At 67.6% G+C, this 24,173-nt stretch carries 22 protein-coding genes; 11 read left to right on the top strand and 11 right to left on the bottom strand.

The genetic code is table 11. From position 1 onward, the window contains the following. The first annotated feature begins 17 nt into the window (after window positions 1-17). On the top strand, window positions 18-1,901 hold the full coding sequence (locus tag PO605_RS00970) for a phosphodiesterase (RefSeq protein WP_272205788.1): 1,884 nt from the start codon (window positions 18-20) through the stop codon (window positions 1,899-1,901). Window positions 1,902-1,971: 70 nt separating this feature from the next. Here PO605_RS00970 and PO605_RS00965 read toward each other — a convergent pair whose 3' ends face one another. Continuing rightward, complete coding sequence (locus PO605_RS00965) at window positions 1,972-3,300, bottom strand: urate hydroxylase PuuD (RefSeq protein ID WP_272205787.1); 1,329 nt, start codon at window positions 3,298-3,300, stop codon at window positions 1,972-1,974. Between the two features lie 186 nt (window positions 3,301-3,486). Next, a complete protein-coding gene (xdhC, locus tag PO605_RS00960; RefSeq protein ID WP_016449772.1) occupies window positions 3,487-4,362 on the bottom strand; it encodes a xanthine dehydrogenase accessory protein XdhC in 876 nt (291 codons plus the stop codon). A 130-nt stretch (window positions 4,363-4,492) separates the two neighbouring features. On the opposite strand from xdhC, the gene PO605_RS00955 reads away from it, so the two are divergent. Continuing rightward, complete coding sequence (locus tag PO605_RS00955; protein ID WP_016449773.1) at window positions 4,493-4,981, top strand: hypothetical protein; 489 nt, start codon at window positions 4,493-4,495, stop codon at window positions 4,979-4,981. Window positions 4,982-4,984: 3 nt separating this feature from the next. Here the strand turns inward: PO605_RS00955 and PO605_RS00950 are convergent, their stop codons facing one another. Next, window positions 4,985-5,374, bottom strand: coding sequence for a hypothetical protein (locus PO605_RS00950; protein WP_016449774.1), 390 nt, complete (start codon window positions 5,372-5,374; stop codon window positions 4,985-4,987). 93 nt (window positions 5,375-5,467) lie between these two features. Here PO605_RS00950 and PO605_RS00945 point away from each other — a divergent pair, with 93 nt between their 5' ends. Beyond that, window positions 5,468-5,797 (top strand): Arc family DNA-binding protein, encoded by a 330-nt coding sequence (locus PO605_RS00945; RefSeq protein ID WP_016449775.1) that lies wholly within the window; start codon window positions 5,468-5,470, stop codon window positions 5,795-5,797. A gap of 65 nt (window positions 5,798-5,862) precedes the next feature. Here PO605_RS00945 and PO605_RS00940 read toward each other — a convergent pair whose 3' ends face one another. Further along, the gene (locus PO605_RS00940; RefSeq protein WP_016449776.1) at window positions 5,863-6,447 is read right to left on the bottom strand and encodes a BPSL1445 family SYLF domain-containing lipoprotein; all 585 of its coding nucleotides are present in this window, start codon (window positions 6,445-6,447) and stop codon (window positions 5,863-5,865) included. Window positions 6,448-6,765: 318 nt separating this feature from the next. Between PO605_RS00940 and PO605_RS00935 the strand changes: the two genes are divergently transcribed. Continuing rightward, on the top strand, window positions 6,766-7,155 hold the full coding sequence (locus tag PO605_RS00935; RefSeq protein WP_016449777.1) for a DoxX family protein: 390 nt from the start codon (window positions 6,766-6,768) through the stop codon (window positions 7,153-7,155). Window positions 7,156-7,265: 110 nt separating this feature from the next. On the opposite strand, the gene uraH is transcribed toward PO605_RS00935, so the two are convergent. Beyond that, a complete protein-coding gene (gene uraH / locus PO605_RS00930) occupies window positions 7,266-7,616 on the bottom strand; it encodes a hydroxyisourate hydrolase (protein WP_012204044.1) in 351 nt (116 codons plus the stop codon). Window positions 7,617-7,953: 337 nt separating this feature from the next. On the opposite strand from uraH, the gene ggt reads away from it, so the two are divergent. Beyond that, the gene (ggt, locus tag PO605_RS00925) at window positions 7,954-9,774 is read left to right on the top strand and encodes a gamma-glutamyltransferase (RefSeq protein WP_016449779.1); all 1,821 of its coding nucleotides are present in this window, start codon (window positions 7,954-7,956) and stop codon (window positions 9,772-9,774) included. Window positions 9,775-9,870: 96 nt separating this feature from the next. Here the strand turns inward: ggt and glxR are convergent, their stop codons facing one another. The 3 genes from glxR to gcl form a co-directional block, all read right to left on the bottom strand. Continuing rightward, on the bottom strand, window positions 9,871-10,785 hold the full coding sequence (gene glxR / locus PO605_RS00920; protein ID WP_047472988.1) for a 2-hydroxy-3-oxopropionate reductase: 915 nt from the start codon (window positions 10,783-10,785) through the stop codon (window positions 9,871-9,873). A gap of 52 nt (window positions 10,786-10,837) precedes the next feature. After that, window positions 10,838-11,638, bottom strand: a complete 801-nt coding sequence (hyi, locus tag PO605_RS00915; RefSeq protein ID WP_016449781.1) for a hydroxypyruvate isomerase — start codon at window positions 11,636-11,638, stop codon at window positions 10,838-10,840. A gap of 115 nt (window positions 11,639-11,753) precedes the next feature. Then, window positions 11,754-13,544: a glyoxylate carboligase gene (gene gcl, locus PO605_RS00910; RefSeq protein WP_016449782.1), complete on the bottom strand. Its 1,791-nt coding sequence runs from the start codon at window positions 13,542-13,544 to the stop codon at window positions 11,754-11,756. A 120-nt stretch (window positions 13,545-13,664) separates the two neighbouring features. Here gcl and PO605_RS00905 point away from each other — a divergent pair, with 120 nt between their 5' ends. Continuing rightward, window positions 13,665-14,582, top strand: a complete 918-nt coding sequence (locus PO605_RS00905; protein ID WP_016449783.1) for a LysR family transcriptional regulator — start codon at window positions 13,665-13,667, stop codon at window positions 14,580-14,582. 83 nt (window positions 14,583-14,665) lie between these two features. Here PO605_RS00905 and PO605_RS00900 read toward each other — a convergent pair whose 3' ends face one another. The 3 genes from PO605_RS00900 to PO605_RS00890 form a co-directional block, all read right to left on the bottom strand. Next, window positions 14,666-15,988 (bottom strand): glycerate kinase type-2 family protein, encoded by a 1,323-nt coding sequence (locus tag PO605_RS00900; protein WP_047472989.1) that lies wholly within the window; start codon window positions 15,986-15,988, stop codon window positions 14,666-14,668. Window positions 15,989-16,092: 104 nt separating this feature from the next. After that, entirely contained in the window at window positions 16,093-17,073 is a 981-nt protein-coding gene (locus tag PO605_RS00895) for a tripartite tricarboxylate transporter substrate binding protein (protein ID WP_047472990.1), read from the bottom strand. A gap of 52 nt (window positions 17,074-17,125) precedes the next feature. Beyond that, window positions 17,126-18,232, bottom strand: a complete 1,107-nt coding sequence (locus tag PO605_RS00890; RefSeq protein ID WP_047472991.1) for a tartrate dehydrogenase — start codon at window positions 18,230-18,232, stop codon at window positions 17,126-17,128. Window positions 18,233-18,356: 124 nt separating this feature from the next. Here PO605_RS00890 and PO605_RS00885 point away from each other — a divergent pair, with 124 nt between their 5' ends. From PO605_RS00885 to PO605_RS00865, 5 genes are all read left to right on the top strand, one after another. Beyond that, the gene (locus tag PO605_RS00885) at window positions 18,357-19,280 is read left to right on the top strand and encodes a LysR family transcriptional regulator (protein ID WP_272205786.1); all 924 of its coding nucleotides are present in this window, start codon (window positions 18,357-18,359) and stop codon (window positions 19,278-19,280) included. A gap of 86 nt (window positions 19,281-19,366) precedes the next feature. Continuing rightward, entirely contained in the window at window positions 19,367-20,044 is a 678-nt protein-coding gene (locus tag PO605_RS00880) for a GntR family transcriptional regulator (RefSeq protein WP_012204034.1), read from the top strand. Continuing rightward, the gene (puuE, locus tag PO605_RS00875) at window positions 20,041-20,997 is read left to right on the top strand and encodes an allantoinase PuuE (protein ID WP_016452629.1); all 957 of its coding nucleotides are present in this window, start codon (window positions 20,041-20,043) and stop codon (window positions 20,995-20,997) included. Before PO605_RS00880 ends, puuE begins: the two co-directional genes overlap by 4 nt. A gap of 6 nt (window positions 20,998-21,003) precedes the next feature. Then, window positions 21,004-22,779, top strand: a complete 1,776-nt coding sequence (gene uraD, locus PO605_RS00870; protein WP_016452630.1) for a 2-oxo-4-hydroxy-4-carboxy-5-ureidoimidazoline decarboxylase — start codon at window positions 21,004-21,006, stop codon at window positions 22,777-22,779. Beyond that, window positions 22,776-24,068, top strand: coding sequence for a M20 family metallopeptidase (locus tag PO605_RS00865; RefSeq protein ID WP_016449789.1), 1,293 nt, complete (start codon window positions 22,776-22,778; stop codon window positions 24,066-24,068). The genes uraD and PO605_RS00865 overlap by 4 nt, the downstream gene beginning before the upstream one ends. The last annotated feature ends 105 nt before the right edge of the window (window positions 24,069-24,173 follow it).

Genomic DNA, 24,173 nt, shown 5'->3' with positions numbered 1-24,173 from the left:
ACTGAAAATTTGAGCCCATGATCGATCCCCAGATGCTCGCCAGACTGCCCGCTGCCGCGGCCGTGCTATCCGCCGCCGTGCGGTCCGGCGCAGGCCCCGTGGCGCAGCTCATGCGCGCGGGCGGCCTGTACTGCGTCTTCCAGCCGCTGGCCGACTTGCGCAGCGGCAGCATCTATGCGCATGAGGCGCTGATCCGCGGCCCCCGGGGCATGCCATTGCATACGCCCGACGCCCTGCTCAAGGGCGCTGCGGCCGAGGGCATTCTTCGGGAATTCGAGCTGCTGGCGGTCTGCGTGGCGCTGCAGGACTGGGGCCGGCAGAGTGCGCCGGGCCGGCTGTTCGTCAACCTCAGCGCCCAGGCGCTGGTGCAGGCCGTGGGGGTCTGCGGCCCCGGCATGGTCGGGGACACGGTGCGCATCTTCGGCGTGCAGGCGCGGTCCCTGGTGGTGGAGATCACCGAGCACGACCATGTGACCGACATGCCCGCCGTCTGCGCCGCCGTCAAGGCCGTGCACGCCACGGGCGCGCGCCTGGCGCTCGACGACTTTGGCGACGGCCGCTCCAGCCTGCGCCTGTGGTCCGAGGCCAAGCCGGACTTCGTCAAGATCGACAAGTACTTCATCCACCAGATCGAGCAGCGCCCGGCCACGCTGCAGCTGCTGCAGGCCATCAAGGGCATTGCCGAGGTCTTCGGAACCACGCTGATCGCCGAAGGCATAGAGACCGAGGACGAGCTGCGCACCCTGCGCGACCTGGGCATTGCGTACGGCCAGGGATGGCTGCTGGGCCGGCCCGCCGAAGCCGCCCAGCCGCAGATCAGCCCGCAGGCGCTGAGCGTGGCGCAGGACCCGCGCGTGGCCGTGCTGCCTCACCAGGGCCACAGCGCCCGCCCGGGCGTGCTGCGCAACCTGATGGTGATGCAGGCGCCCTGCGTGGCACCGGCGGCCAGCAACGACGAGGTGGCCGAGCTGTTCCAGGCCGGGCAGCAGCTGCACGCCATTGCCGTCGTGGAGGCCGGCCGGCCGCTGGCCCTCATCAACCGCCAGCAGTTCATGAACCACTACGCCACGCTGTACTTCCGTGAAGTCCACGGACGCAAGCCCTGCCTGGCCTTTGCCAACGTGCAGCCGCGCATCGTGGAACTGGACTGCGATGTGGACCAGCTCGTCGGCATCCTGACCTCGCAGGACCAGCGCTACCTGAGCGACGGCTTCATCGTCACCGACAACGGCCGCTATGTGGGCCTGGGCACGGGCGAGCAGCTGGTGCGCCGCGTGACCGAGGCCCGCATCGAGGCCGCGCGCCACGCCAACCCGCTGACCTTCCTGCCCGGCAACATCCCCATCAGCCTGCACATGCAGCGCCTGCTGGACAGCGGCGCCGGCTTCGTGGCCTGCTATGCCGACCTCAACCACTTCAAGCCCTTCAACGACCACTACGGCTACTGGCGCGGCGACCAGATGATCCGCCTGGTGGCGCGGCTGGCCGTGGCGCACTGCGATGCGCGGCGCGACTTCGTGGGCCATGTGGGCGGGGACGACTTCATGCTGCTGCTGCAAAGCGAGGACTGGCAGCGGCGCTGCGAGGACATCGTCGGCGCCTTCGCTGGCGAGGCACGCCAGCTGTTCGACGACCAGGCGCGCGAGGCCGGCGGCATCTGGGCCGAGGACCGCCACGGCATCCGGCGATTCTTTGCCTGCACCACGCTGTCCATCGGCGTGGTGCGCGTCGCGCCGGGCAGCCTGCTGGCACCCGAGGACATCGCCAACCTCGCGGCCCTGGCCAAGCAGCAGGCCAAGGCGCAAAGCCTGCCGGGGCGCGGCGCCATCGCGCTGCACACGCCGCACGATGAAGCGCGGCATCCGGCCCTGCACGGTACCGCAGCGGCCTGGCCTGCCTGAAACAAGAAGCCCGCAGGCTCTTGCGAGACTGCGGGCGGGTGGTTGGCAGCGCACGGGCGCGGCAGGATGATCAGTTCACCGATGCACCCGATTCGTACCAGCGCTTGACCATGCCGCGCTCGTCATCGCTCAGGGCGCCCGGATTGCCGAAGGGCATCTTGCGCAGCTGCACCACCTGCTGGTAGACCTGCTGGGCATGGGCCTTGACCTGCTCGGGCGAGTCCAGGCGCACATTCTTTTGCTGCAGGGCGGCACCGTGGCAGACCACGCAATGCTGCTGCAAGAAGGGCGCGAGCTGGGCATAGCTGACGGCGCCGTCGGCAGGAGCGGCGGCAGCCGGGGACGCAGGGGCTGCAGGCGCAGCCGGCGCTGCCGAGTCACCACCGGGAGCCGCTGCTGCGGGCTCGGTCGTTGCGGCAGGCGACTGCACGGCGGCGGGAGCCGGCGCAGGCGCTGCGGCGGGAGCCGGCGCGGGCTTGAGCCAGACGGCCGTGCCGATCAGCACCAGCACGCCGACCAGGGCGTAGGGCCAGGGATGGGCATTGCGGCCCAGCTTGAAGCCGTGGCGCATCACGAAGAACTGGCGGATGGCGGCGCCTGCGAACATCATCAGGATCAGCACCAGCCAGTTCAGCTCATGGCTGTACAGCCAGCCGTAGTGGTTGGACAGCATGGCGAACAGCACCGGCAGCGTGAAGTACGTGTTGTGCACGCTGCGCTGCTTGCCGCGCTTGCCGTGGATGGGGTCCACGGGCTGGCCTTCCTTCAGGGCCTTCACCACCGTGCGCTGGCCGGGGATGATCCAGAAGAACACGTTGGCGCTCATCGAGGTCGCCAGCATGGCGCCCATCAGCAGGAAGGCGGCCTGGCCCGGGAAGATATGGCAGGCCAGGAAGGCCGCGATGCACACCAGCACCAGCACCATGGCGCCCACCGTGGCGTCGCCGTTCTTCTTCTGGCCGAAGACGCGGCAGATGCCGTCGTACAGCAGCCAGAACACGACCAGGAAGGCCAGGGCCGAGGCAATGGCCGCAGCCGAGCCCATGGCATTGGGATCGGCCGGATTGACGAGGTAGATCTTGGCGTTCCACAGGTACGACACCGTCAGCAGCGCAAAGCCGCTGAGCCAGGTGGTGTAGCTTTCCCAGTAGAACCAGTGCAGGTGGTCCGGCAGCTTGGGCGGGGAGACATTGAACTTGACGGGGTGGTAGAACCCACCGCCGTGCACGGCCCAGAGTTCGCCGCTGACGCCCTGCTTCTTGAGATCGTCATCGACGGGCGGCGTCAGGCTGCTGTCGAGGAAGACGAAATAGAAGGAGGAACCGACCCAGGCGATGGCCGTAATGACGTGGAGCCACCGCAACAGCAGGTTGGCCCAGTCGAGAATGTAGCTTTCCATAGCTCTCAACCTTGGCAGCGTGGGGGCCGCCGGTGTTCAACCTGCTCACCACTGCGGGCGCTCTGAGCAGAAGAAAAAGGCCGCGCACCCGGTAGATATACCGCCGGTGCACCGCTGCGACCATTTCGTAGACACAAAGTGTATGCAATTTTTCGCCAGCCCATCGGCTTGCGCAGCATCAATTCACTAGAGATTTCCCTGATTCCGCGCGGACACCGCGCTGCGCCGCTGCAGAAGCTGCGCCGCCACGGCCACCGCGATCACCTCGGGCTCCTTGCCCTTGATGCCGGGCACGCCGATGGGGCAGGTCACATGGTCCAGCTCGGCATCGCTGAAGCCGCGCTCGCGCAGCCTGCGCCGGAAGGTGGCCCATTTGGTGGCGCTGCCGATCAGGCCCACATAGGGCAGATCGCCGTGCTGGCGCTGGCGGCCCAGGCATTGGGCGACCACCTCCAGGTCCTCGGCATGACTGAAGCTCATGATCAGCACCTGGGAGCCTGCAGGCAGATCGGCCACGGCCGATTGCACGGGGTCTGAATACTCGCACTGCACGAGCTCGTGCTCCTCCTCGGGGAAGACCGAATCGCGGCTGTCCACCCACATCACGCGGTAGGGGAGATTGCACAGCAGGCGCACCAGCGCATGGCCGACGTGGCCTGCGCCGAACAGGGCCACGCAGTCGCGCGGCGGCTGCAGGCGCTCGCGCAGCATGTCCATGCGGCCCTGGGGCACCAGCACGAACCTCAGCATCACCACGCCCCCGCAGCACTGGCCCAGGCTGGGGCCCAGCGGATAGCGGTGCTGGTGCTCGGTGGCGACCTGGCCGCCCTGGCTACCCTGCTCGCCAGGCGTTGCCCAGCCGCGCAGCAGGCTGCGGGCCCTGTCGATGGCATCGAACTCCAGGTGCCCACCGCCGATGGTGCCGGCCACGCGGTCGGCGAAAACCGCCATCCAGGCGCCGCGCTCGCGCGGCACGGAGCCTCGCGAGTCCATCACTTCGACCCAGCACAGCGGCCCCTGCGCAAGGCCCTGCTCGACTTTGTTGAACGTGTCACTCCACATGGGCGCACCTGACAGCCCGTCGTGGCGCCTGCGGGCTTCGTTGGAATTTGTTGCGGGATTGTCCGCTGCGGCACTTGAGTTTTGCGCTCCGACTGCCGGTGCCGCAGTGTTTCAGGATACGCTCGCAATCATGCCCGATTCCCCTGATTCCACGCAGCACAGTTCCGTGCAAAAGCCACGTTCCGGCCGCCCCTGGCTGTGGGCCGGCCTGATGGCCGCCATTGCCTCCCTGGTCACGGCCTGCAAGTCCCCGCCCGGCCCCGGCCCGCGCCCCGACGACGTCAGTTCCAGCGCACAGCTGCAGTACCGCAAGGTGGCCGCCAACCATCTGTACGCGCGCAATGCCGATCGCATCTACAAGGGCCAGTTGCCGCCCATGCTCTACGCGATCGGCGTGCTCCAGGTCCAGATCGACCGCAACGGCCAGGTCCAGCGCCTGCACTGGATGCGCGCGCCCGGCCATGCCCCCGAGGTGGTGAGCGAGATCGAGCGCCTGGTGCGCGCCGCCGCGCCCTTCCCCGCTCCTGCCGGCGCCGCCCGCATCACCTATACCGATACCTGGCTCTGGGACAAGTCCGGCCGCTTCCAGCTCGACACGCTGACCGAGGGCCAGCTCTGAGCCTCAGGCCGCTGCGCACGGCTGGCCGTCGGCGAAGCTTCGGGCGCTTCTGAGCAGGCAGGTCACGGCATAGAGCACCAGATCGTCCGGTGCGTCATCGTTCACGCGATCGATGACCTCGATGGCATAGCCCAGGTCCTGCGACAGCTGCGGCAGCACGCCTGCCGAGCGGCCGCCGGCCTGCAGGCCGGCCACCGCCTGGTCAGCGCTGGCGTGGTAGCCACGCAGCAAATCACGCGCGGCACACACCATGGCCGAGCCGGCGCGTTCGGCATGCAGCTCCAGCACGCCCAGGGCCGCTCCCATATGGCACAACGCATCCACCGCCAGCACCTCCTGGTGCTGCGGTGAGGGTTCCTGATGGCTGTGGCCCGATTGCTTCACTGTCTTCATGGCATCCCTTGCGCGGGACCGTGCTGGTCCCGAAGCAACAATACCTATCAGGTCCCTTGCAGTCAATACCTTTCCGGTCCATGATTGCCGGCGATGAAACAGACCGATCCTCAGTACAAGCTGCGCCTGCCGCAGGAACTCAAGGACCTCGTCGAGGAGGCAGCCAAGCGCACCGGCCGTTCCATGAACGCCGAAGTCGTGGCCCGGCTGCAGACCACGTTCGAGGCCCCCCTGCTGGGCCGCCTGTCGGCCTCGACGGACCCTTCGCTGGAATGCGAAGAGCCCGTGAGCATCTACGACATCAAGATGAGCGCCGAAGCCGTGGAGCGCATCGAAAAGCGCCTGGAACGCATAGAGCAGGCCGTGCTCGCGCCCGCTGCGCCGCAATCCGCCAGTGAAGACGGCGCAACCGGCGGCGCCTGATCCGCCCGCAAAAAAGAAAACCGGCCCGCAGGCCGGTTTCGTTCAAAGGCCCCTCAGGGCCGGGATCATTCGACCACCTTGGTGATCTTCGAGCCCTGCAGCGACACGCCGGCTTCCAGGCCCGCGTTGGTCAGCACGTAGCTGGTGACGGGGCCCTGGGCTGTCGTGGTGTCCACGCTGCCATTGGCGCCCACCTTGCCTGCGGCCACCGTGGCATCCGCGCCCACGGACCAGCCGTCGCTGGCCAGGAACTTGTCCAGCGCTTCCTGGGTGTTGAACACATAGATCACAGCCTTGGACTGGCCGCCTGCCTGCCAGCCCACCGAGGCGCCCGTGGTGCTGTAGAAGCCCTTGTTCTGGCCGCCGACGCGCAGCACGCCGCGGCCATGCTCCACACCGATGACGAAACTGCCGCCGATCACCGAGGGGAAGATCAGCACGCCCTTGGAGCGGGCCACCATTTCCTTGGAGCCCGGCGCCGTCTGGTACAGCCGCTCCAGCGCAGCGTTGGCGCGCGCATTGACGGTGGTGGAATCAGCACGCGGCGCGGACTGGGTTTCCGGCTTGGTGGTGGTGCAGCCGACCATGGCCACGCTGCCGGCCGCCAGTGCAGTGGCCATCACGACGGTACGCAAAGAAAACTGACGCATGGGAAAACCTGCCTTTCTTGATTGGACGTTTTGGGGAGACCCCATCGGTTCATTGGATTGATCACCTTGCCTCCCGGTCCCGGGCACCCCTACCAGTGCTCGCAAACCGCTTCGGAGACAGGCTGGGGACGATGCTAGGCCGCTTTGCGGTACTTGTGATGAGACATGTCACAAGTTGCGCCATAGGACTACAAGCCCGCAGGAAATGTCTGAAAATCCCGTTCCGGGCCGCCACAGCCGACACCGAAAGCCCGCTGATGCCAGAATGCACCCACAGCAACACCCGGCCCACCGGGCCCATCCACATCGAGGGAGTTCATGAAGTTCTGGAGCCACTTTCACCATCCCCAGGCAGCCATGGTGCTGTTGCGCGTCACGCTTGCGGTCCTGCTGCTTTTTCATGGCTGGGCCAAGATCCGCTACGGCATAGGCAGCATCGAGCGCATGGTGGAGTCCGCGGGCGCGCCGGGCTGGCTGGCCTATGCGGTGTATCTGGGTGAGGTGGTGGCGCCGCTGCTGCTGCTGGTGGGCCTGTGGGTGGTGCCCGCGGCGCTGGTGATTGCGGTCAACATGATCGTGGCCTTCGCGCTGGTGCACACGGGCCAGGTGATGCAGCTGCACAGCTCGGGAGGCTGGGCGCTGGAGCTGCAGGCCTTCTTCTTCATCTCGGCCCTGGTCGTGGCCATGGGGCATTCCAAGGGCAAGTAGCCCGCACGCTTGCTGGAGATGCAAAAGCAACGGCCCGCAATGCGGGCCGTTCGTCATTTCAGGTTTCACTCCAGGCCATCCCCCGACAGCCTGCGCCTGCAGTCCAGGGCTCAGGAGCCCCGGTACGTCGAATAGCTCCAGGGGCTGACCAGCAGGGGCACATGGTAATGCTGGTCGGCATGGGCCACGCCGAAGTCCAGGCTCACCTTGTTGAGGAAGTTGGGCTCGGGCAGTTGCACGCCACGGGCCTTGAAGTAGGCCGCCACGTCGAAGGTCAGCCGGTAGGTGCCGGTCCTGAGGCTGTTGTTGTCGAACAGCGGCGCATCGGTGCGGCCGTCGTGGTTGAGCACCAGGCTCTTGATCAGCGTGGCCTGGTCGCCATCGGTGGAATACAGCGCGACAGCCATGCCGGCTGCGGGGCAGCCGTTCATGGTGTCGAGGACGTGGGTGCTCAGGCCCATGGAAATCTCCTGTGCGGCGGGAGCTGGCCCGCCCGGTTGTCATTGGTTGGTCGATGCACGAAGCGCGGCGCGCGACAGCACTCGCGGCCCCCTCGTGCATTCGCAAAGTGTATACAGTTTTTGTACGCCCTTGAAGTGGGCCATGCAGCTCGAGCCTAGGCAGATACCCGCACTTTCGACGCCGGCAGCGGCCCGTGGGCAGGCCTGCAACGCCATGCTTCTACACTGTGGTCCGCCGCCGCCCCGGCTGCAGGCCCTGCGGCCATCGCATACCGGGCGGCAAAGGACTTTCGCTCATTTCAACGGTTCCACTGTTTCATCTGCCAAGGAGATACCGATGCCATTTCGCTCCCCCTTGCTGGCAACCAGCCTGGCGCTGGCCATTGCCAGCCTGGCCGCCTGCAGCAGCACACAGCCGCCCGCGGCCTCGGCGCCGCCAGCGCCGGTGGCCGCAGCACCTGCACCGGCGGCAGCGCCCATCACGCAAAGCAATGCAGCCCAGGCGGCCAGTGCAGCCTATGACTTCGACATGGATGTATTCCATCCCGTCGTGGCCAGGAACGGCATGGTGTCCAGCGAGCAGGAGCTGGCCTCGCGCATCGGCCTGCAGATCCTGAAGTCGGGCGGCAATGCGGTGGATGCCGCCGTGGCCATGGGCTTTGCGCTGGCGGTGGCCCTGCCCAATGCCGGCAACATCGGCGGCGGCGGTTTCATGATCGTGCACGACGCCAAGAGCGGCAAGAACATTGCGCTGGACTTCCGCGAGGTCGCACCCTCCAAGGCCACGCGGGACATGTACGTGGGCGCGGACGGCAAGGTCATCGACGGCAAGTCGCTGTACACCCACTACGCAGTGGGCGTGCCCGGCACCGTGGCCGGCATGGAGCATGCATTGAAGAAATGGGGCTCTCTGCCGCTGTCCACGGTGATTGCGCCATCCGTGAAGCTGGCCGACAAGGGCTTTACGGTCAGCGAGACCCTGGCCAAGATCCTGGAGCAGGAAAAGAAGAACATGGGCCAGTGGCCCGCCACCCAGGCCATCTTCTGGCGCAACGGCGAACCCCTCAAGCGCGGCGACCGACTGGTGCAAAAGGACCTGGCTCAGTCGCTGCGCCTGATCGGGCAGCAGGGCTCCAAGGTGTTCTACGAAGGCGCCATTGCCCGCAAGCTCGCGGCCGAGATGGCGCCGCATGCGGGCGCCCTGTCGCTGCAGGATCTCAAGAACTACAAGGTGGTCGAACGCGAGCCCGTGCGCGGCACCTATCGCGGATATGAGATCGTTACCATGCCGCCCCCGTCCTCCGGCGGCGCCCACCTGATCCAGATCCTCAACATGATGGAACGCTGGCCCATGAACCAGTGGGGCGCCAACAGCGCACAGAGCATCCACTACATGGCCGAAGGCATGAAGCTGGCCTATGCCGACCGGGCCGAATACCTGGGCGACCCGGACTTCGTGACCGTGCCGCTCAAGGGCCTGACGTCCAAGCGCTACGCCGAGGCGCTGGCCGCCGGCATCGACCCCTACCAGGCGCGCGCCGGCAAGGACATCAAGCCCGGCAAGCCCCAGCCCTACGAGAGCGACCAGACCACGCACTACTCCGTGGTGGACAGGATGGGCAACGCCGTGGCCGTGACCTATACGCTGAACACCAACTTCGGCAGCGGCATCGTGGCCAAGGGCACGGGCATCCTGCTCAACAACGAGATGGACGACTTCTCTGCCAAGCCCGGCGTGGCCAACGCCTACGGCCTGGTCGGCGGCGATGCCAATGCGGTGGCCGCAGGCAAACGCCCGCTGTCGTCCATGACGCCCACCATGGTGCTCAAGGACGGCAAGCCCGTGCTGGTCACCGGCAGCCCCGGCGGCGCGCGCATCATCACCACCGTGCTGCAGACCGTGGTCAATACCATCGACTTCGGCATGAACCCGGCCGAGGCCGCCGCCACGCCGCGCTTTCACCACCAGTGGACGCCCGACGAGCTGCGCGTGGAAAAGGGCATCAGCCCCGACACCGTGGCCCTGCTCAAGTCGCGCGGCCACAACGTTGCCGTGAAGGCATCCATGGGCCGCACGCAGACCATCCAGCTGCGCGACGGCATGCTCTACGGCGCCTCCGACCCGCGCAACCCCGACGGTCAGACGCTGGGCTATTGAAGCAAGAAAAAGCCGCGCCCGTTGCCGAGCGCGGCTTTTCACAACAGGGCGGCGCAAGGCCGCCCTCCCACCAATCGCGTTGTCAGTTGCGCGGCATCAGGCCGGGACCTTCTGGCCGACCTCGAAGTTGGCCTGGATCTCCAGCGCACGCACCATGCCCGAGTGGTCCCAGTTCGCGCCGCCGTGGGCCACGCAGCTGTTGAACAGCTCCTGGGCCTGGGCCGTGTTGGGCAGGGACACGCCGAGCTGGCGCGCGCTGCTCAGGGCCAGGTTCAGGTCCTTCTGGTGCAGCGAGATGCGGAAGCCCGGATCGAACGTGCGCTTGATCATGCGCTCGGCATGCACCTCCAGGATCTTGGACGAGGCAAAGCCGCCCAGCAGCGCCTCGCGCACGCGGGCCGGGTCGGCGCCGGCGCGCGATGCGAACAGCAGGGCCTCTGCCACCGCCTCGATGTTCAGCGCCACGATGATCTGGTTGGCCACCTTGGCGGTCTGGCCGTCGCCATTGCCGCCCACCAGGGTGATGTTCTTGCCCATGCGCTCGAACAGAGGCTTGACGCGCGCGAACACGTCCTCGGGGCCGCCGACCATGATGGACAGGGAGGCGTTCTTGGCGCCCACCTCGCCGCCGGAGACCGGCGCATCCAGGTACTGGGCGCCGATGGCCTCGATGCGGCGAGCGAAGTCCTTGGTGGCCACGGGCGAGATGGAGCTCATGTCCACCACCACCTTGCCGCTGCTGCCCTTGAGGCCGGCGGCCACGCCGTCCTCGCCGAACAGCACCTTCTCGACATCGGGCGTGTCGGGCAGCATCAGGAAAATGATGTCGGCACGCTCGGCCACGCCGCGCGCGGTGGTGCACTGGGTGGCGCTGCTCTCGGCGATCTGCGCCGGGATCTTGCCCAGGGTGTTCACGAAGAGCTGGTGGCCAGCCGCCAGAAGGTGGCCTGCCATGGGCGCGCCCATGATGCCCAGGCCCACGAAACCGAGCTTGAGAGAGGATGCATTCATGCTGTGTACTCCTTGTCGTTTTTGAAAAGCTGAGAAAAAACTCCGGCGGCACTCAGGCGGCGACTGCCGTGCGCACGCTGGTGTGGGCGTCGAGCCAGCCCAGGCCCGATTCGGTATCGCGCGCAGGCTTGTACTCGCAGCCCACCCAGCCCTGGTAGCCGATGCGGTCCAGGTGCGCGAAGAGGAAGGGGTAGTTGATCTCGCCCGTGCCCGGCTCGTTGCGGCCCGGGTTGTCGGCCAGCTGCACGTGGCCAATGCGCGCCAGATGCTTTTGCAGCGTGGCCGCCAGTTCGCCCTCGGTGCGCTGGGCGTGGTAGATGTCGTACTGCACGAAGGCGTTGGGCGCGCCCACCTCGTCGAGGATGGACAGGGCCTCGTCCGTGCGGTTCAGGTAGAAGCCGGGAATGTCGAAGGGGTTGATGGGCTCGATCAGCAGGCGCAGATTGGCCGCGCTCAGCGCCGATGCGGCAAAGCGCAGGTTGTCCACGAAGGTGCGGCGCAGCAGCGCGGCATCGGCACCGGCAGGCGCCTTGCCGGCCAGGCAGTTGAGCTGGGGCACGCCCAGCGCATGGCCATAGGTCACGGCCTTGGCCACGCCGGCGCGGAACTCGTCCACGCGGTCGGGGTGGCAGGCAATGCCGCGCTCGCCCGCATCCCAGTCTCCGGCCGGCAGGTTGTGCAGCACGATCTGCAGGCCGTGGGCGTCCACGCGCTCCTTGATCTCCTGGACCGTGTGGGCGTAGGGAAACAGGAATTCCACGGCCTCGAAGCCGGCGCGCGCCGCGCGCTCGAAGCGGTCGAGGAAGGGCACCTCGGTGAACAGCATGCTGAGGTTGGCAGCAAAACGGGGCATGTCAGAAGTCTCCGGTTGTCGTTTGGTGGGTTGGGAGCGGCAGGGCACGCAGGGTGCCCCGCCGATAGAAAAAGCAGTGCAGTGCAATGCCGTGCGATGTGCCGTGGCGGGCCGGTCAATCCAGCAGTGCAAGCGCGCTGGGCACGTCGGCAGGCGCTGCGGCCAGGTCCTCGAACTCGATCACGTTGTCGATCTCGGCACCCATGGAGATGTTGGTCACGCGCTCCAGGATGACCTCGACGACGACCGGCGTGCGGTGCTCGGCCATCCAGGCCTCGGCCTGCTGCATGGCGGGCGCGAAGTCCTCGGGACGGTGCACGCGGATGGCCTTGCAGCCCAGGCCCTCGACCACCTTGACGTGGTCCACGCCGTAGCCCTTGGACTCTTCCTTGTCGTCGACATTGATGTTGTCGAAGGCCAGCTGCACGCAGTAATCGATGGAGAAGGCGCGCTGCGCCTGGCGGATCAGGCCCAGGTAGCTGTTGTTGACCAGCACATGGATGTAGGGCAGCTTGAACTGCGCGCCCACGGCCAGCTCCTCGATCATGAACTGGAAGTCATAGTCGCCCGACAGCGCCACGATCTTGCGGGCCGGGTCGGCCACGCGCACGCCCAGGGCGGCCGGCACGGTCCAGCCCAGCGGGCCGGCCTGGCCGCAGTTGATCCAGTTGCGCGGCTTGTAGACATGCAGGAACTGCGCGCCGGCAATCTGCGACAGGCCGATGGTGGAGACGTAGCAGGTGTCCTTGTCCAGGCTGCGGTTCATGCACTGGTAGACGCGCTGCGGCTTCATGGGCACGTTGTCGAAATTGGTCTTGCGCAGGTACTCCACATTGTTCTTGCGGGCCTGGCATTCGGCCACCCAGCCGCTGCGGTCCTTCAGGCGGCCAGCCGCCTTCCACTCGCGCGCCACCTCCACGAAAAGCTGCAGCGCCGCGCCGGCATCCGAGACGATGCCGTAGTCGGGCGCGAACACGCGGCCGATCTGCGTGGGCTCGATGTCCACGTGCACGAACTTGCGGCCCTTGGTGTAGACCTCGACCGAGCCCGTGTGGCGGTTGGCCCAGCGGTTGCCGATGCCCAGCACGAAGTCGGAGGCCAGCATGGTGGCATTGCCGTAGCGGTGGCTGGTCTGCAGGCCGCACATGCCGGCCATCAGGCGGTGGTCGTCAGGGATGGTGCCCCAGCCCATCAGCGTGGGGATCACGGGCACGTCCAGCAGCTCGGCGAACTCCACCAGCAGCTCGGACGCATCGGCGTTGATCACGCCGCCGCCCGACACCAGCAGCGGACGCTCGGACTCGTTGAGCATGGCGATGGCCTTTTCCACCTGCTTGCGCGTGGCGGCAGGCTTGTAGACAGGCAGGGGCTCGTAGGTATCGATGTCGAACTCGATCTCGGCCAGCTGCACGTCGATGGGCAGGTCGATCAGCACGGGGCCGGGGCGGCCCGAGCGCATCAGGTGGAAGGCCTGCTGGAAGGCGCGCGGCACCTGGGCCGGCTCCAGCACCGTGGTGGCCCACTTGGTCACGGTCTTGGCGATGGAGGCAATGTCCACGGCCTGGAAATCTTCCTTGTGCAGACGCGAGCGCGGCGCCTGGCCCGTGATGCACAGGATCGGAATCGAATCCGCGCTGGCCGAGTACAGGCCCGTGATCATGTCCGTGCCGGCCGGGCCGCTGGTGCCGATGCACACGCCGATGTTGCCGGCCACGGCGCGGGTGTAGCCCTCGGCCATGTGGCTTGCGCCTTCGACGTGGCGCGCCAGGATATGGCCGATGCCGCCATGGTCCTTGAGCGCTGCGTACAGCGGGTTGATGGCGGCACCGGGAACGCCGAATGCGACGGTGACGCCTTCTTTTTCCAGCACGCGGACTGCGGCTTCGATTGCTTTCATTTTCGCCATGGAGGTCTCCTTCAAACTGGAGACAACTCTAGGCAGACGGGCCTGTTGGCGGAACGCCTGCACAGACCATAAAATTTATTCCGTGCAGGAATAACTATCAATGAAAAAGGAGACAGCACCATGGACAGACTCGATGCCATGCACATGTTCGTGCGCGTGGTGGAGACCGGCAGCTTCACCAAGGTCGCGCACGAGTTCGCCACCACCCAGCCCACGGTGACCAAGCAGGTCGCGGCCATGGAGACGCGCCTGAAGGTGCGCCTGCTCAACCGCAACACGCGCGGCGTGAGCCTCACCGAAGCGGGCGCGCTGTATTACGAGAAATGCAAGACCATCGTCAACGACGTGGCCGAGGCGGACAAGGTGGTGCAGGTGCGACAGACCCAGGTGCAGGGCCAGCTGCGCATCGGCAGCTCGGTGGCCTTCGGCCGGCGCGTGCTGATCCCGCTGGCGCTGGAGTTCATGACGCACAACCCCCAGGTGCAGATCGACCTGAGCTTCGAGGACCGCTACACCGACCTGGTGGCCAACGGCATCGACGTGGCCCTGCGCCTGGGCAAGCTGGCCGACTCCAGCCTGGGCGCACGCACCCTGGGCGTGAACCCCTGGGTACTGGTGGCCTCGCCCGCCTACCTGCGCAAGCGCGGCACGCCGCGCCGCCCCTCGGACCTCAAGGAACACGCCACGCTGATCTACAGCAGCGTGCAGGGCAACGACCTCTGGCGCCTGCGCAACGCCAGCGGCGAGCCCGTGTCCGTGCCCGTCACCGGCCGCCTGCGCTCCAACAACCTCTCGGCCCTGCTGGCGGCCTCACGCTCGCACATGGGCATCGCCGCCCTGCCCCGCTACGTGGCCCACGACTCGCTGCAGGCCGGCCGCGTGGTCGAAGTACTCAAGACCTGCCGCCTGCCCGAGCAGGAAATCCACGCCGTCTACCCCTCGCCGCGCCTGGTGCCGCAGAAGGTGCAGTCCTTCATCGCCTTCCTGCAGGGGCGGTTCGATGCCGAATGGTGGGAGACGCTGCCGCGCGGGGCGTGAGCGCCTGAAGCAAGCGAGCCTGAAACAATTGGCCGGGCGCACGTCCCGGCCTCGAAAAACAACCACCCGGCAGGGACAAAAACCTAGAGAACCAGAATCGCCCGGAAGTCATTCACGTTGGTATGCGTGGGCCCGGTCACCACCAGATCCCCCAGCGCATCAAAGAACCCATACGCATCATTGCGGTCCAGGTACTCGGCAATCCGCATGCCCTGGGCCTGGGCCCGCGCCAGCGTATCCGGCGACACGCGCGCTCCCGCGTTGTCTTCCACGCCATCGATGCCATCGGTATCGGCCGCCAGCGCCCAGACCTTCTCCTGCCCCTGCAGGGCCTGGGCCAGGCCCATGCAGAACTCGCCCGCGCGGCCGCCGCGTCCTTTGGGCGTGCCGGCCGGGCGCTGCCGGATCGTGACCGTGGTTTCGCCGCCGGACAGGATCACGCAGGGCTTTGCAAACGGCTGGCCGTGGCGGGACACGGCGCGCGCCAGGGCGGCGTGGACCTTGGCGACTTCGCGCGATTCGCCCTCGATCTCGTCGGACAGCACATGGGCGCGCAGGCCTGCGGCCTCGGCCACGCGTGCGGCCGCCTCCAGCGAGTGCTGGGGCGTGGCGATCATGTGGACCTCGTGGCCGTCGAAGCGCGCGTCGCCGGGCTTGGGGGTTTCCAGCTCGCCCGCCTCCAGCGCGCGGCGCACGGATTCAGGCACGTCGATGCGGTAGCGCGCGAGGATGGCCAGCGCGTCGGCGCAGCTGCTGGCATCGGGCACGGTGGGGCCGCTGGCGATGATGGAGGGGTCGTCGCCCGGCACGTCGCTGATGGTCAGCGTGACCACGCGCGCGGGCGCGCAGGCCGCGCCCAGGCGCCCGCCCTTGATGCGCGACAGGTGCTTGCGCACGCAGTTCATCTCGCCGATGGCGGCGCCGCTTTCCAGCAGGGCGCGGTTGATGCGCTGCTTCTCCTCCAGGTCGATGCCTTCGGCCGGCAGGGTCAGCAGGGCCGAGCCGCCGCCCGAGATCAGGCACAGCACGAGGTCGTCCTCGGTCAGCCCTTCGGTCAGCGCGAGGATGCGTTCGGCGGCGGCCAGGCCTGCCGCATCGGGCACGGGGTGGGCGGCCTCGACCACCTCGATGCGCTGCGCCAGCCCTTCGGGGCGCGGCGGGATGTGGCCGTAGCGTGTGACCACAAGGCCGGACAGCGGCGCGTCCGCTGGCCACAGCGCCTCCAGCGCCTGGGCCATGGAGCCGCCGGCCTTGCCCGCGCCCAGCACCAGGGTGCGGCCCTTGGGAGGCTTTGGCAGGCATTGGGCCATGCTGTACAGGGGCTGCGCATCCTTGACCGCAGCGCGGTAGAGGTCGAGCAGAAAGGCTTGGGGATCGGTGAGGTGCAGGTCCGTGGTGCTGGTCATGGTGTGTTGTCTCCGCCGGGCATTATGGAATTTCCTGCACCGGCGGTGGCATGCGGTCAAGTCACAACTGATTCGCCCGGCCTCGTTCCTCGCGCCAACTCAACTCAATCCAGGGCCACCTTGGCGTCCTTGACCAGCCTGGCGAAGCGGTCGGTGTCGTCGCGGATCTGGCGCGCCATCTGCTCGGGTGATCCGCCGATGGGCTCGGCGCCTATCTCTTCCATCTTCCTGCGGAACTGCGGGGACTCGATGATGCGGTTCATGTCTGCGCCCAGCCGCGCCAGTACCTCCCTGGGCGTGGCGGCTGGCGCCAGCACGCCGAACCAGGTGCCCATGTCGAAGCCCTTGAGGCCGGCTTCGTCCAGCGTGGGCACATCGGGCAGGGCCACCGAGCGCCGGGCCGTGGTCACGGCCAGCGCGCGCAGCTTGCCGGCCTTGATGTGGGGCAGCACGGGCGTGACGGTATCGAAGGACATGGCAATCTGCCCGCCCAGCAGATCCGTGGTCAGCGGCCCGCTGCCCTTGTAGGGCACGTGCAGCATCTCCACACCGCCCATGGACTCGAACTGCGCGCCGATCAGGTGCTGGCCCGTGCCCGCGCCGTTGGAGCCATAGGCCAGCTTGCCGGGCTGGGCGCGGGCCTGGGCCAGCAGCTCCTGCACGGTTTTGGCCGGCACCTGCGGATTGACCACCAGCACATTGGGGACCACGGCCACCACGGTGATGGGCGCCAGGTCCTTCTGGAAGTCATAGCCCAGCCTGCGGTAGACGCTGGTGGCAATGGTGTGGTGCACGGCGCCCATGAGCAGGGTGTAGCCGTCAGGTTTCGCCTTGGCCACATGGTCGGCGCCCAAGGTGGCGCCCGCGCCGGGGCGGTTTTCCACGACCACGGGCTGGCCCAGACTCTTGGACAGCTCCTGGCCCAGCGCACGTGCCAGCACGTCGGTGGTGCCGCCTGCGGGAAACGGCACGATGAGGTTGACGGGGCGCGCCGGCCAGGCCTGGGCCCAGGCCGAAGACATGGCGGCTGCAATGGTGGCGGCGGCCAGCGCGCACGCTGCGGCAACCCTGGTGATGCGGTTCATGGTTTGTCTCCTGTCTGTTCTTTTGTGGGTTATCGGACCATGCAGCGCGCGCTCAGGCAGGCACGGGCTCGGCCTGGGCCTCGGCGGTCTGCGCGCGCAGCCGTGCGCAGACCGCGTCGGTGACCTGCCGCGTGGTGGCCTTGCCGCCCAGGTCGCGCGTGTGCAGCGCGGCATCGGCGGTCACCTGCTCCACGGCCTGCATCAGCCGCTGCGCGGCACGGTGCTCGCCCAGGTGCTCCAGCAGCATCACGCAGCTCCAGAAGGTTCCCACGGGATTGGCCAGGCCCTGGCCCATGATGTCGAAGGCCGATCCGTGGATGGGCTCGAACATGCTGGGATAGCGGCGCTCCGGGTCGATGTTGCCCGTGGGCGCAATGCCCAGGCTGCCGGCCAGCGCGGCCGCCAGGTCGCTGAGGATGTCGGCATGCAGGTTGGTGGCGACCAGGGTGTCCAGCGAGGCGGGGCGGTTGACCATGCGCGCCGTGGCCGCGTCCACCAGTTCCTTGTCCCAGCGCACGTCGGGGAACTCGGCGGCCACCTGCACCGCAATCTCGTCCCACATCACCATGGCATGGCGCTGGGCGTTGGACTTGGTGATCACCGTCAGCAGCTTGCGCGGCCGCGACTGCGCCAGGCGGAAGGCAAAGCGCATGATGCGCTCCACGCCCGCACGGGTCATCATGCTCACGTCGGTGGCCACCTCGATGGGATGGCCCTGGTGGGCGCGGCCGCCCACGCCCGCGTATTCGCCTTCGGAATTCTCGCGCACGATGACCCAGTCCAGGTCCTCGCGCGCGCAGCGCTTGAGCGGCGCATCGATGCCGGGCAGGATGCGCGTGGGCCGCACATTGGCGTACTGATCGAACCCCTGGCAGATCTTCAGGCGCAGGCCCCACAGCGTGACATGGTCGGGAATGTGCGGGTCGCCGGCCGAGCCGAACAGGATGGCGTCCTGGCCGCGCAACGCGTCCAGCCCGTCGGCCGGCATCATCTCGCCGTGCGCGCGGTGCCAGTCGCCGCCCCAGCCGAAACTGGTGAAGGCAAAGCCCAGGCCGGGCTGGGTTTCGGCCAGCGCCTGCAGCACCTCCTGCCCTGCGGGCACCACTTCCTTGCCGATGCCATCGCCGGGAATGCAGGCGATGCGGTATGTCTTTGTCATGAAGGCTCCTTGGATTGCGGTGGATGAAGCGCCATGCGGATCCATGGCCTTGTCCGTGAATCTATCGATGGAACAACGCCGCGCACGCCTCTAGAGTGATGGCATCGTTCACTTTGATTCAACAATGAGCACACCCGTCTCGGCGCCATCGGAGATGGCCTTCTTCTGCCTGCTGGCCCGCAGCGCCAGCCTGTCGGCCACGGCCCGCGAGCTGGGCATCACCACGCCGGCGGCCAGCAAGCGCCTGTCCCAGATGGAGGCGCGGCTGGGCGTGCAACTGGTCAGCCGCACGACGCGGCGCCTGGGCCTGACCGATGAGGGCCAGACCTACCTGGCCCATGCGCGGCGCATCCTGGACGACATTGCCGCCATGGAGCAGGCCGTGGCCGGCATGCCCGGGCAGCCGCAGGGCCTGCTGCGCATCAATGCCACGCTGGGATTCGGGCGCAGCCATATCGCGCCGCTGATCGCCAGCTTCGTGCGCAGGCACCCGCAGATCCAGGTGCAGCTGCAGCTGTCGGCCTCGCCGCCGCCCCTGGTCGATGACAGCTTCGACCTGTGCATACGCTTTGGCGAGCCGCCGGACGCGCGCGTCATCGCGCGGCGCCTGGCGCCCAACCGGCGGCTGCTGTGCGCGTCTGCCGCCTACCTGGCGCGGCGCGGCACGCCGGCCACCCCGCGCGAGCTGATGCAGCACGACTGCATCGACATCCGCCAGGGCGACGACGCCCACGGCGTCTGGCGCTTCACCCACAACGGCCCCGGCCGCAAGACCGAAGCCATCCGCCTGCGCGACAGCCTGAGCACCAACGATGGCGAGATCGCCGTGGGCTGGGCCCTGGCCGGCCTGGGCATCGTCATGCGGGCCGAATGGGATATCGCCCGCTACCTGCGCAGCGGCCGCCTGGTGCAGGTGCTGGCCGACCATGCCACGACACCGGCCGACATCCATGTGGTCTATCCGCAGCGGCATGCGGCAACCCAGCGCGTGCAGCGCTTTGTGGAGCACCTGGCACGGCACTTCGATACGGCCGCACCCGGTTTCTGAAAAGGGATGCCGTATGCGGGGAAACGCCAATAAGCAGTAGACAGAAACTGTATACAACTCTTGTGGCCAGCCGCTATGATGGCCGGATGGAGACTTCCACCACCAGTTTCATTGTCGAGAGCCTGACCCGGGCCATCGTCGAACACCGTCTTCTGCCCGGCACCAAGCTGGCCGAGCAGAAATTGGCAGACCATTTCGGCGTCTCGCGCACCCTGGTGCGCCAGGCGCTGTTCCAGCTGTCGCAAAACCGCCTGATCCGGCTCGAACCCGCGCGCGGGGCCTTCGTGGCCACGCCCTCGGTGGACGAGGCGCGCCAGGTCTTCGCCGTGCGCCGCATGCTCGAAGCCGAGATGGTGCGCGCCTTCATCGCCCAGAGCACGCCGGCCAAGATCCGCGCGCTGCGGCAGCACGTGGCGGCCGAGAAAAAGGCCATGGACGGCAACGACGTCGGCCAGCGTACCGAGCTGCTGGGCGACTTCCACGTGCGCATGGCCGAACTCATGGGCAACGAGGTGCTGGCCCAGTTGCTGGGCGAACTGATCTCGCGCTGCGCGCTGATCACGCTGATGTACCAGTCCAGCACGGCCGCCGAGCATTCCCATGACGAGCATGCCGAAATCGTCACGGCCCTGGCCGGCGGCGACGCCGACCACGCCGTGCAGCTCATGCAGCAGCACCTGGACCACGTGGAAGCCGGCCTGACCTTCGACCGCGACATGCCGACCAGCGATCTTTCGATGGCCCTTTCCTCCGTATCCGCATGACCTACGACGCCACTGCCCCCTATCCCCGCGACCTGATCGGCTACGGTCGCACGCCCCCCCACGCCCGCTGGCCCGGCCAGGCCCGCGTGGCCGTGCAATTCGTCCTCAACTACGAAGAGGGCGGCGAGAACTGCGTGCTGCATGGCGATGCCGCCAGCGAGCAGTTCCTGTCCGAAATGTTCAATCCGGCCGCCTACCCCGAGCGCCACATGAGCATGGAAGGCATCTATGAATACGGCTCGCGCGCAGGCGTCTGGCGCATCCTGCGCGAGTTCGAGAAGCGCGGCCTGCCGCTGACCGTGTTCGGCGTGGCCACGGCCCTGCAAAAGCACCGCGAACTGGCCGCCGCCTTCCACGAGCTGGGCCATGAAGTGGCCTGCCACGGCCTCAAGTGGATCCACTACCAGAACATTCCCGCCGAGGTCGAGCGCGAGCACATGCGCCAGTGCATGGAGATCTTCGGCGAGCTGTATGGCCACGATGGCGACCACGGCCTGGGCTGGTACACGGGCCGCGACAGCCCCAACACCCACCGCCTGGTGGCCGACGACGGCCGCTTCGCCTATGACAGCGACTACTACGGCGACGACCTGCCCTTCTGGATGAAGGTCGGCAAGAGCGACGGCAGCACCCGCAGCCAGCTCATCGTGCCCTACACGCTGGACTGCAACGACATGCGCTTCGCCCTGCCCCAGGGCTACTCGCACGCCGACCCGTTCTTCCAATACCTGAAGGACACGTTCGACGCCCTCTACGCCGAGGGCGATCCGGCCGGCGATGACTCCCCCAAGATGATGAGCATTGGCATGCACTGCCGCCTGCTGGGCCGCCCCGGCCGCATCACGGCACTGCAGCGCTTTCTGGACCACATCCAGCGGCACGACAAGGTCTGGGTCTGCCGCCGCATCGACCTCGCGCGCCACTGGGCGCACCACCATCCCGACAAGGAATAACGCAGCATGGCTCTGACGCTGGAACAACTCAATGCCGCCGACCTGGCCACCGCCACCGGTCTGCTCGACGGCCTGTACGAACACTCGCCCTGGATTGCCGAGGCCGCGCTGGCCCAGCGCCCCTTCCGCTCGCTGGCACAGATCAAGTACGCCATGGCCCAGGTGCTGGACAAGGCGCCGGTGCAGGCCAAGCTCGACCTGATCCGCGCCCACCCGGAGCTGGCCGGCAAGGCCATGGAGACCAACACGCTCACGGCCGAATCCACCAACGAGCAGAACAAGGCCGGCCTGACCCGCTGCACGCCCGAGGAGCTGGAGCACATCCGCAAGCTCAACGCCGAGTACGGCAAGCGCTTCGGCTTTCCCTTCATCCTGGCCGTGCGCGGTCCGCGCGGCGCGGGCCTGGCCAAGGCCGAGATCATCGAGACCTTCGAGCGCCGCCTGCACAACCACCCCGACTTCGAGCTGGGCGAGGCGCTGCGCAACATCCACCGCATTGCCGAGATCCGCCTGAACGACAAGTTCGGCTACACGCCCGAGCTGGGCAACGATGTCTGGGACTGGCAGGAAAAGCTGGCCCAGCACAGCGACCCCGGCTATGCCGAAAAGGGCCAGCTCACCGTCACCTACCTCACCGACGCCCACCGCGCCTGCGCCCAGCGCATCAGCCACTGGATGCGCGACTGCGGCTTCGACGAGGTCGAGATCGACGCCGTGGGCAACGTCGTGGGCCGCTACAAGGCGGCCACCGACGATGCCAAGACCCTGCTGACCGGCAGCCACTACGACACCGTGCGCAACGGCGGCAAGTACGACGGCCGCCTGGGCATCTTCGTGCCCATGGCCTGCGTGCGCGAGCTGCACCGCCAGGGCAGGCGCCTGCCGTTCCACATCGAGGTCGTGGGCTTTGCGGAAGAGGAGGGCCAGCGCTACAAGGCCACCTTCCTGGGCTCGGGCGCATTGATCGGCGACTTCAGGCAGGAATGGCTGGAGCAAAAGGATGCCGACGGCATCACCCTGCGCGAAGCCATGCAGCATGCCGGCCTGTGCATTGACGACATTCCGAAGCTGCAGCGCGATCCGGCCCGCTACCTGGGCTTCATCGAGGTGCACATCGAACAGGGCCCGGTGCTCAACGAGCTGGACATCCCGCTGGGCATCGTCACCTCCATCAACGGCAGCGCGCGCTACATCTGCGAGATGATCGGCATGGCCAGCCACGCCGGCACCACGCCCATGGACCGCCGCCGCGATGCCGCCTGCGGCGTGGCCGAGCTGGCGCTGTACATCGAAAAGCGCGCCGCGCGCGACGGCACCTCGGTAGCCACCATGGGCCAGCTCAATGTGCCCAGCGGCTCGGTCAACGTGGTTCCCGGCCGCTGCCAGTTCAGCCTGGACCTGCGCGCGCCCACCAACGAGCAGCGCGACGCCATGGTGGCCGACATCCTGGCCGAGATCGAGGCCATCGCCCAGCGCCGTGGCCTGCGCTACAGCACCGAGCTGGCCATGAAGGCCGCCGCCGCCCCCAGCGCCCCCGAATGGCAGCAGCGCTGGGAAGCCGCCGTGGACGCCCTGGGCGTGCCCCTGTACCGCATGCCCAGCGGCGCCGGCCACGACGCCATGAAGCTGCATGAAATCATGCCCCAGGCCATGCTGTTCGTACGCGGCCTGAACGCCGGCATCAGCCACAACCCGCTGGAAAGCTCCACCGCCGACGACATGCAACTGTCCGTCGATGCCTTCTCCCACGTACTGAACCAACTGGCCCAAGAGCAGCAATGACCAACATGAACCAAGACAAGCAAGCCACCTACGCCGCCCTGGACGCCTGGATCGACCAGCATTTCGATGAAGAGGTGCAATTCCTGCAGGCCCTGGTCCAGGTTCCGACCGACACCCCACCGGGCAACAACGCCCCCCACGCCGAGCGCACGGCCGAGCTGCTCAAGACCTTCGGCTACGAGGCCGAGAAGCACACCGTGCCCGAGGCCGAGGTCAAGGCCTACGGCATGGAGTCCATCACCAACCTGATCGTGCGCCGCCCCTACGGCAGCGCAGGTGACGCCGGCGGCGGCCTGACCATTGCGCTGAACGCCCACGGCGACGTGGTGCCGCCCGGTGAAGGCTGGACCCAGGACCCCTATGGCGCCGCCATCGAGGACGGCAAGCTCTACGGCCGCGCCGCCGCCGTGAGCAAGAGCGACTTCGCCACCTTCACCTACGCCGTGCGTGCGCTCGAAGCCGTGGCCAAGCCCTCCAAGGGCGCGGTGGAACTGCACTTCACCTACGACGAGGAATTCGGCGGCATCCTGGGCCCCGGCTGGCTGCTGGCCAACAACCTCACCCAACCCGACCTGATGGTCGCGGCCGGCTTCAGCTACGAAGTCGTCACCGCCCACAACGGCTGCCTGCAGATGGAAGTGACCGTGCAGGGCAAGATGGCCCATGCCGCCGTGCCCCACACGGGCGTGGACGCGCTGCAGGCCGCCGTGGTGCTGATGAACGCGCTGTACGCCGAGAACACCAAGTACCAGCAGGTGACCTCCAAGGTGCCGGGCATCAAGCACCCCTACCTGAACATCGGCCGCATCGAAGGCGGCACCAACACCAACGTGGTGCCCGGCAAGGTCGTGCTCAAGATCGACCGCCGCATGATCCCCGAGGAGAACCCCGCCGAGGTCGAGGCCAGCATCCGCGCCGTCATCGCCCAGGCCATTGCCGACTTCAACGCCAAGGGCGGCTACACGGGCGAGGATGCCGTGCGCGTGGACATCAAGCGCCTGCTGCTGGCCAATGCCATGACGCCGCTGGCCGGCAACAAGCCCCTGGTGGACGCCATCCAGGCCCATGGCGAAGCCGTCTTCGGCGAAAAGCCCCCGGCCGTGGGCACGCCGCTGTACACCGACGTGCGCCTGTACGTGGAGCGTGGCATTCCCGGCGTGATCTACGGCGCCGGCCCGCGCACCGTGCTGGAGTCCCATGCCAAGCGCGCCGACGAGCGCCTGGTGCTGGAGGACCTGCGCCGCGCCACCAAGGTCATCGCGCGCATGCTGTGCGACCTGACGGCCTGACGGCCTGACCGCCTGACGGCCCGCATCAAGGCCTGACACCCAAGCCCGGCGCCGCCGGGCTTTTTTGCGCCCGGGCACCGCATCGTGGCGCATGCACCGCCGCAG

Source organism: Delftia sp. DT-2 (assembly GCF_028401915.1).
Taxonomy (GTDB): domain Bacteria; phylum Pseudomonadota; class Gammaproteobacteria; order Burkholderiales; family Burkholderiaceae_C; genus Comamonas; species Comamonas tsuruhatensis.
This window is presented reverse-complemented; position numbering and strand designations above follow the sequence as displayed.

What these genes read in the sequence shown, in the direction of transcription:
- PO605_RS00970 (WP_272205788.1), top strand. Translation starts at nt 18, where the DNA reads ATGATCGATCCCCAGATGCTCGCCAGACTGCCCGCTGCCGCGGCCGTG.
- PO605_RS00965 (WP_272205787.1), bottom strand. Translation starts at nt 3,300, where the DNA reads ATGGAAAGCTACATTCTCGACTGGGCCAACCTGCTGTTGCGGTGGCTC.
- xdhC (WP_016449772.1), bottom strand. Translation starts at nt 4,362, where the DNA reads ATGTGGAGTGACACGTTCAACAAAGTCGAGCAGGGCCTTGCGCAGGGG.
- PO605_RS00955 (WP_016449773.1), top strand. Translation starts at nt 4,493, where the DNA reads ATGCCCGATTCCCCTGATTCCACGCAGCACAGTTCCGTGCAAAAGCCA.
- PO605_RS00950 (WP_016449774.1), bottom strand. Translation starts at nt 5,374, where the DNA reads ATGAAGACAGTGAAGCAATCGGGCCACAGCCATCAGGAACCCTCACCG.
- PO605_RS00945 (WP_016449775.1), top strand. Translation starts at nt 5,468, where the DNA reads ATGAAACAGACCGATCCTCAGTACAAGCTGCGCCTGCCGCAGGAACTC.
- PO605_RS00940 (WP_016449776.1), bottom strand. Translation starts at nt 6,447, where the DNA reads ATGCGTCAGTTTTCTTTGCGTACCGTCGTGATGGCCACTGCACTGGCG.
- PO605_RS00935 (WP_016449777.1), top strand. Translation starts at nt 6,766, where the DNA reads ATGAAGTTCTGGAGCCACTTTCACCATCCCCAGGCAGCCATGGTGCTG.
- uraH (WP_012204044.1), bottom strand. Translation starts at nt 7,616, where the DNA reads ATGGGCCTGAGCACCCACGTCCTCGACACCATGAACGGCTGCCCCGCA.
- ggt (WP_016449779.1), top strand. Translation starts at nt 7,954, where the DNA reads ATGCCATTTCGCTCCCCCTTGCTGGCAACCAGCCTGGCGCTGGCCATT.
- glxR (WP_047472988.1), bottom strand. Translation starts at nt 10,785, where the DNA reads ATGAATGCATCCTCTCTCAAGCTCGGTTTCGTGGGCCTGGGCATCATG.
- hyi (WP_016449781.1), bottom strand. Translation starts at nt 11,638, where the DNA reads ATGCCCCGTTTTGCTGCCAACCTCAGCATGCTGTTCACCGAGGTGCCC.
- gcl (WP_016449782.1), bottom strand. Translation starts at nt 13,544, where the DNA reads ATGGCGAAAATGAAAGCAATCGAAGCCGCAGTCCGCGTGCTGGAAAAA.
- PO605_RS00905 (WP_016449783.1), top strand. Translation starts at nt 13,665, where the DNA reads ATGGACAGACTCGATGCCATGCACATGTTCGTGCGCGTGGTGGAGACC.
- PO605_RS00900 (WP_047472989.1), bottom strand. Translation starts at nt 15,988, where the DNA reads ATGACCAGCACCACGGACCTGCACCTCACCGATCCCCAAGCCTTTCTG.
- PO605_RS00895 (WP_047472990.1), bottom strand. Translation starts at nt 17,073, where the DNA reads ATGAACCGCATCACCAGGGTTGCCGCAGCGTGCGCGCTGGCCGCCGCC.
- PO605_RS00890 (WP_047472991.1), bottom strand. Translation starts at nt 18,232, where the DNA reads ATGACAAAGACATACCGCATCGCCTGCATTCCCGGCGATGGCATCGGC.
- PO605_RS00885 (WP_272205786.1), top strand. Translation starts at nt 18,357, where the DNA reads ATGAGCACACCCGTCTCGGCGCCATCGGAGATGGCCTTCTTCTGCCTG.
- PO605_RS00880 (WP_012204034.1), top strand. Translation starts at nt 19,367, where the DNA reads ATGGAGACTTCCACCACCAGTTTCATTGTCGAGAGCCTGACCCGGGCC.
- puuE (WP_016452629.1), top strand. Translation starts at nt 20,041, where the DNA reads ATGACCTACGACGCCACTGCCCCCTATCCCCGCGACCTGATCGGCTAC.
- uraD (WP_016452630.1), top strand. Translation starts at nt 21,004, where the DNA reads ATGGCTCTGACGCTGGAACAACTCAATGCCGCCGACCTGGCCACCGCC.
- PO605_RS00865 (WP_016449789.1), top strand. Translation starts at nt 22,776, where the DNA reads ATGACCAACATGAACCAAGACAAGCAAGCCACCTACGCCGCCCTGGAC.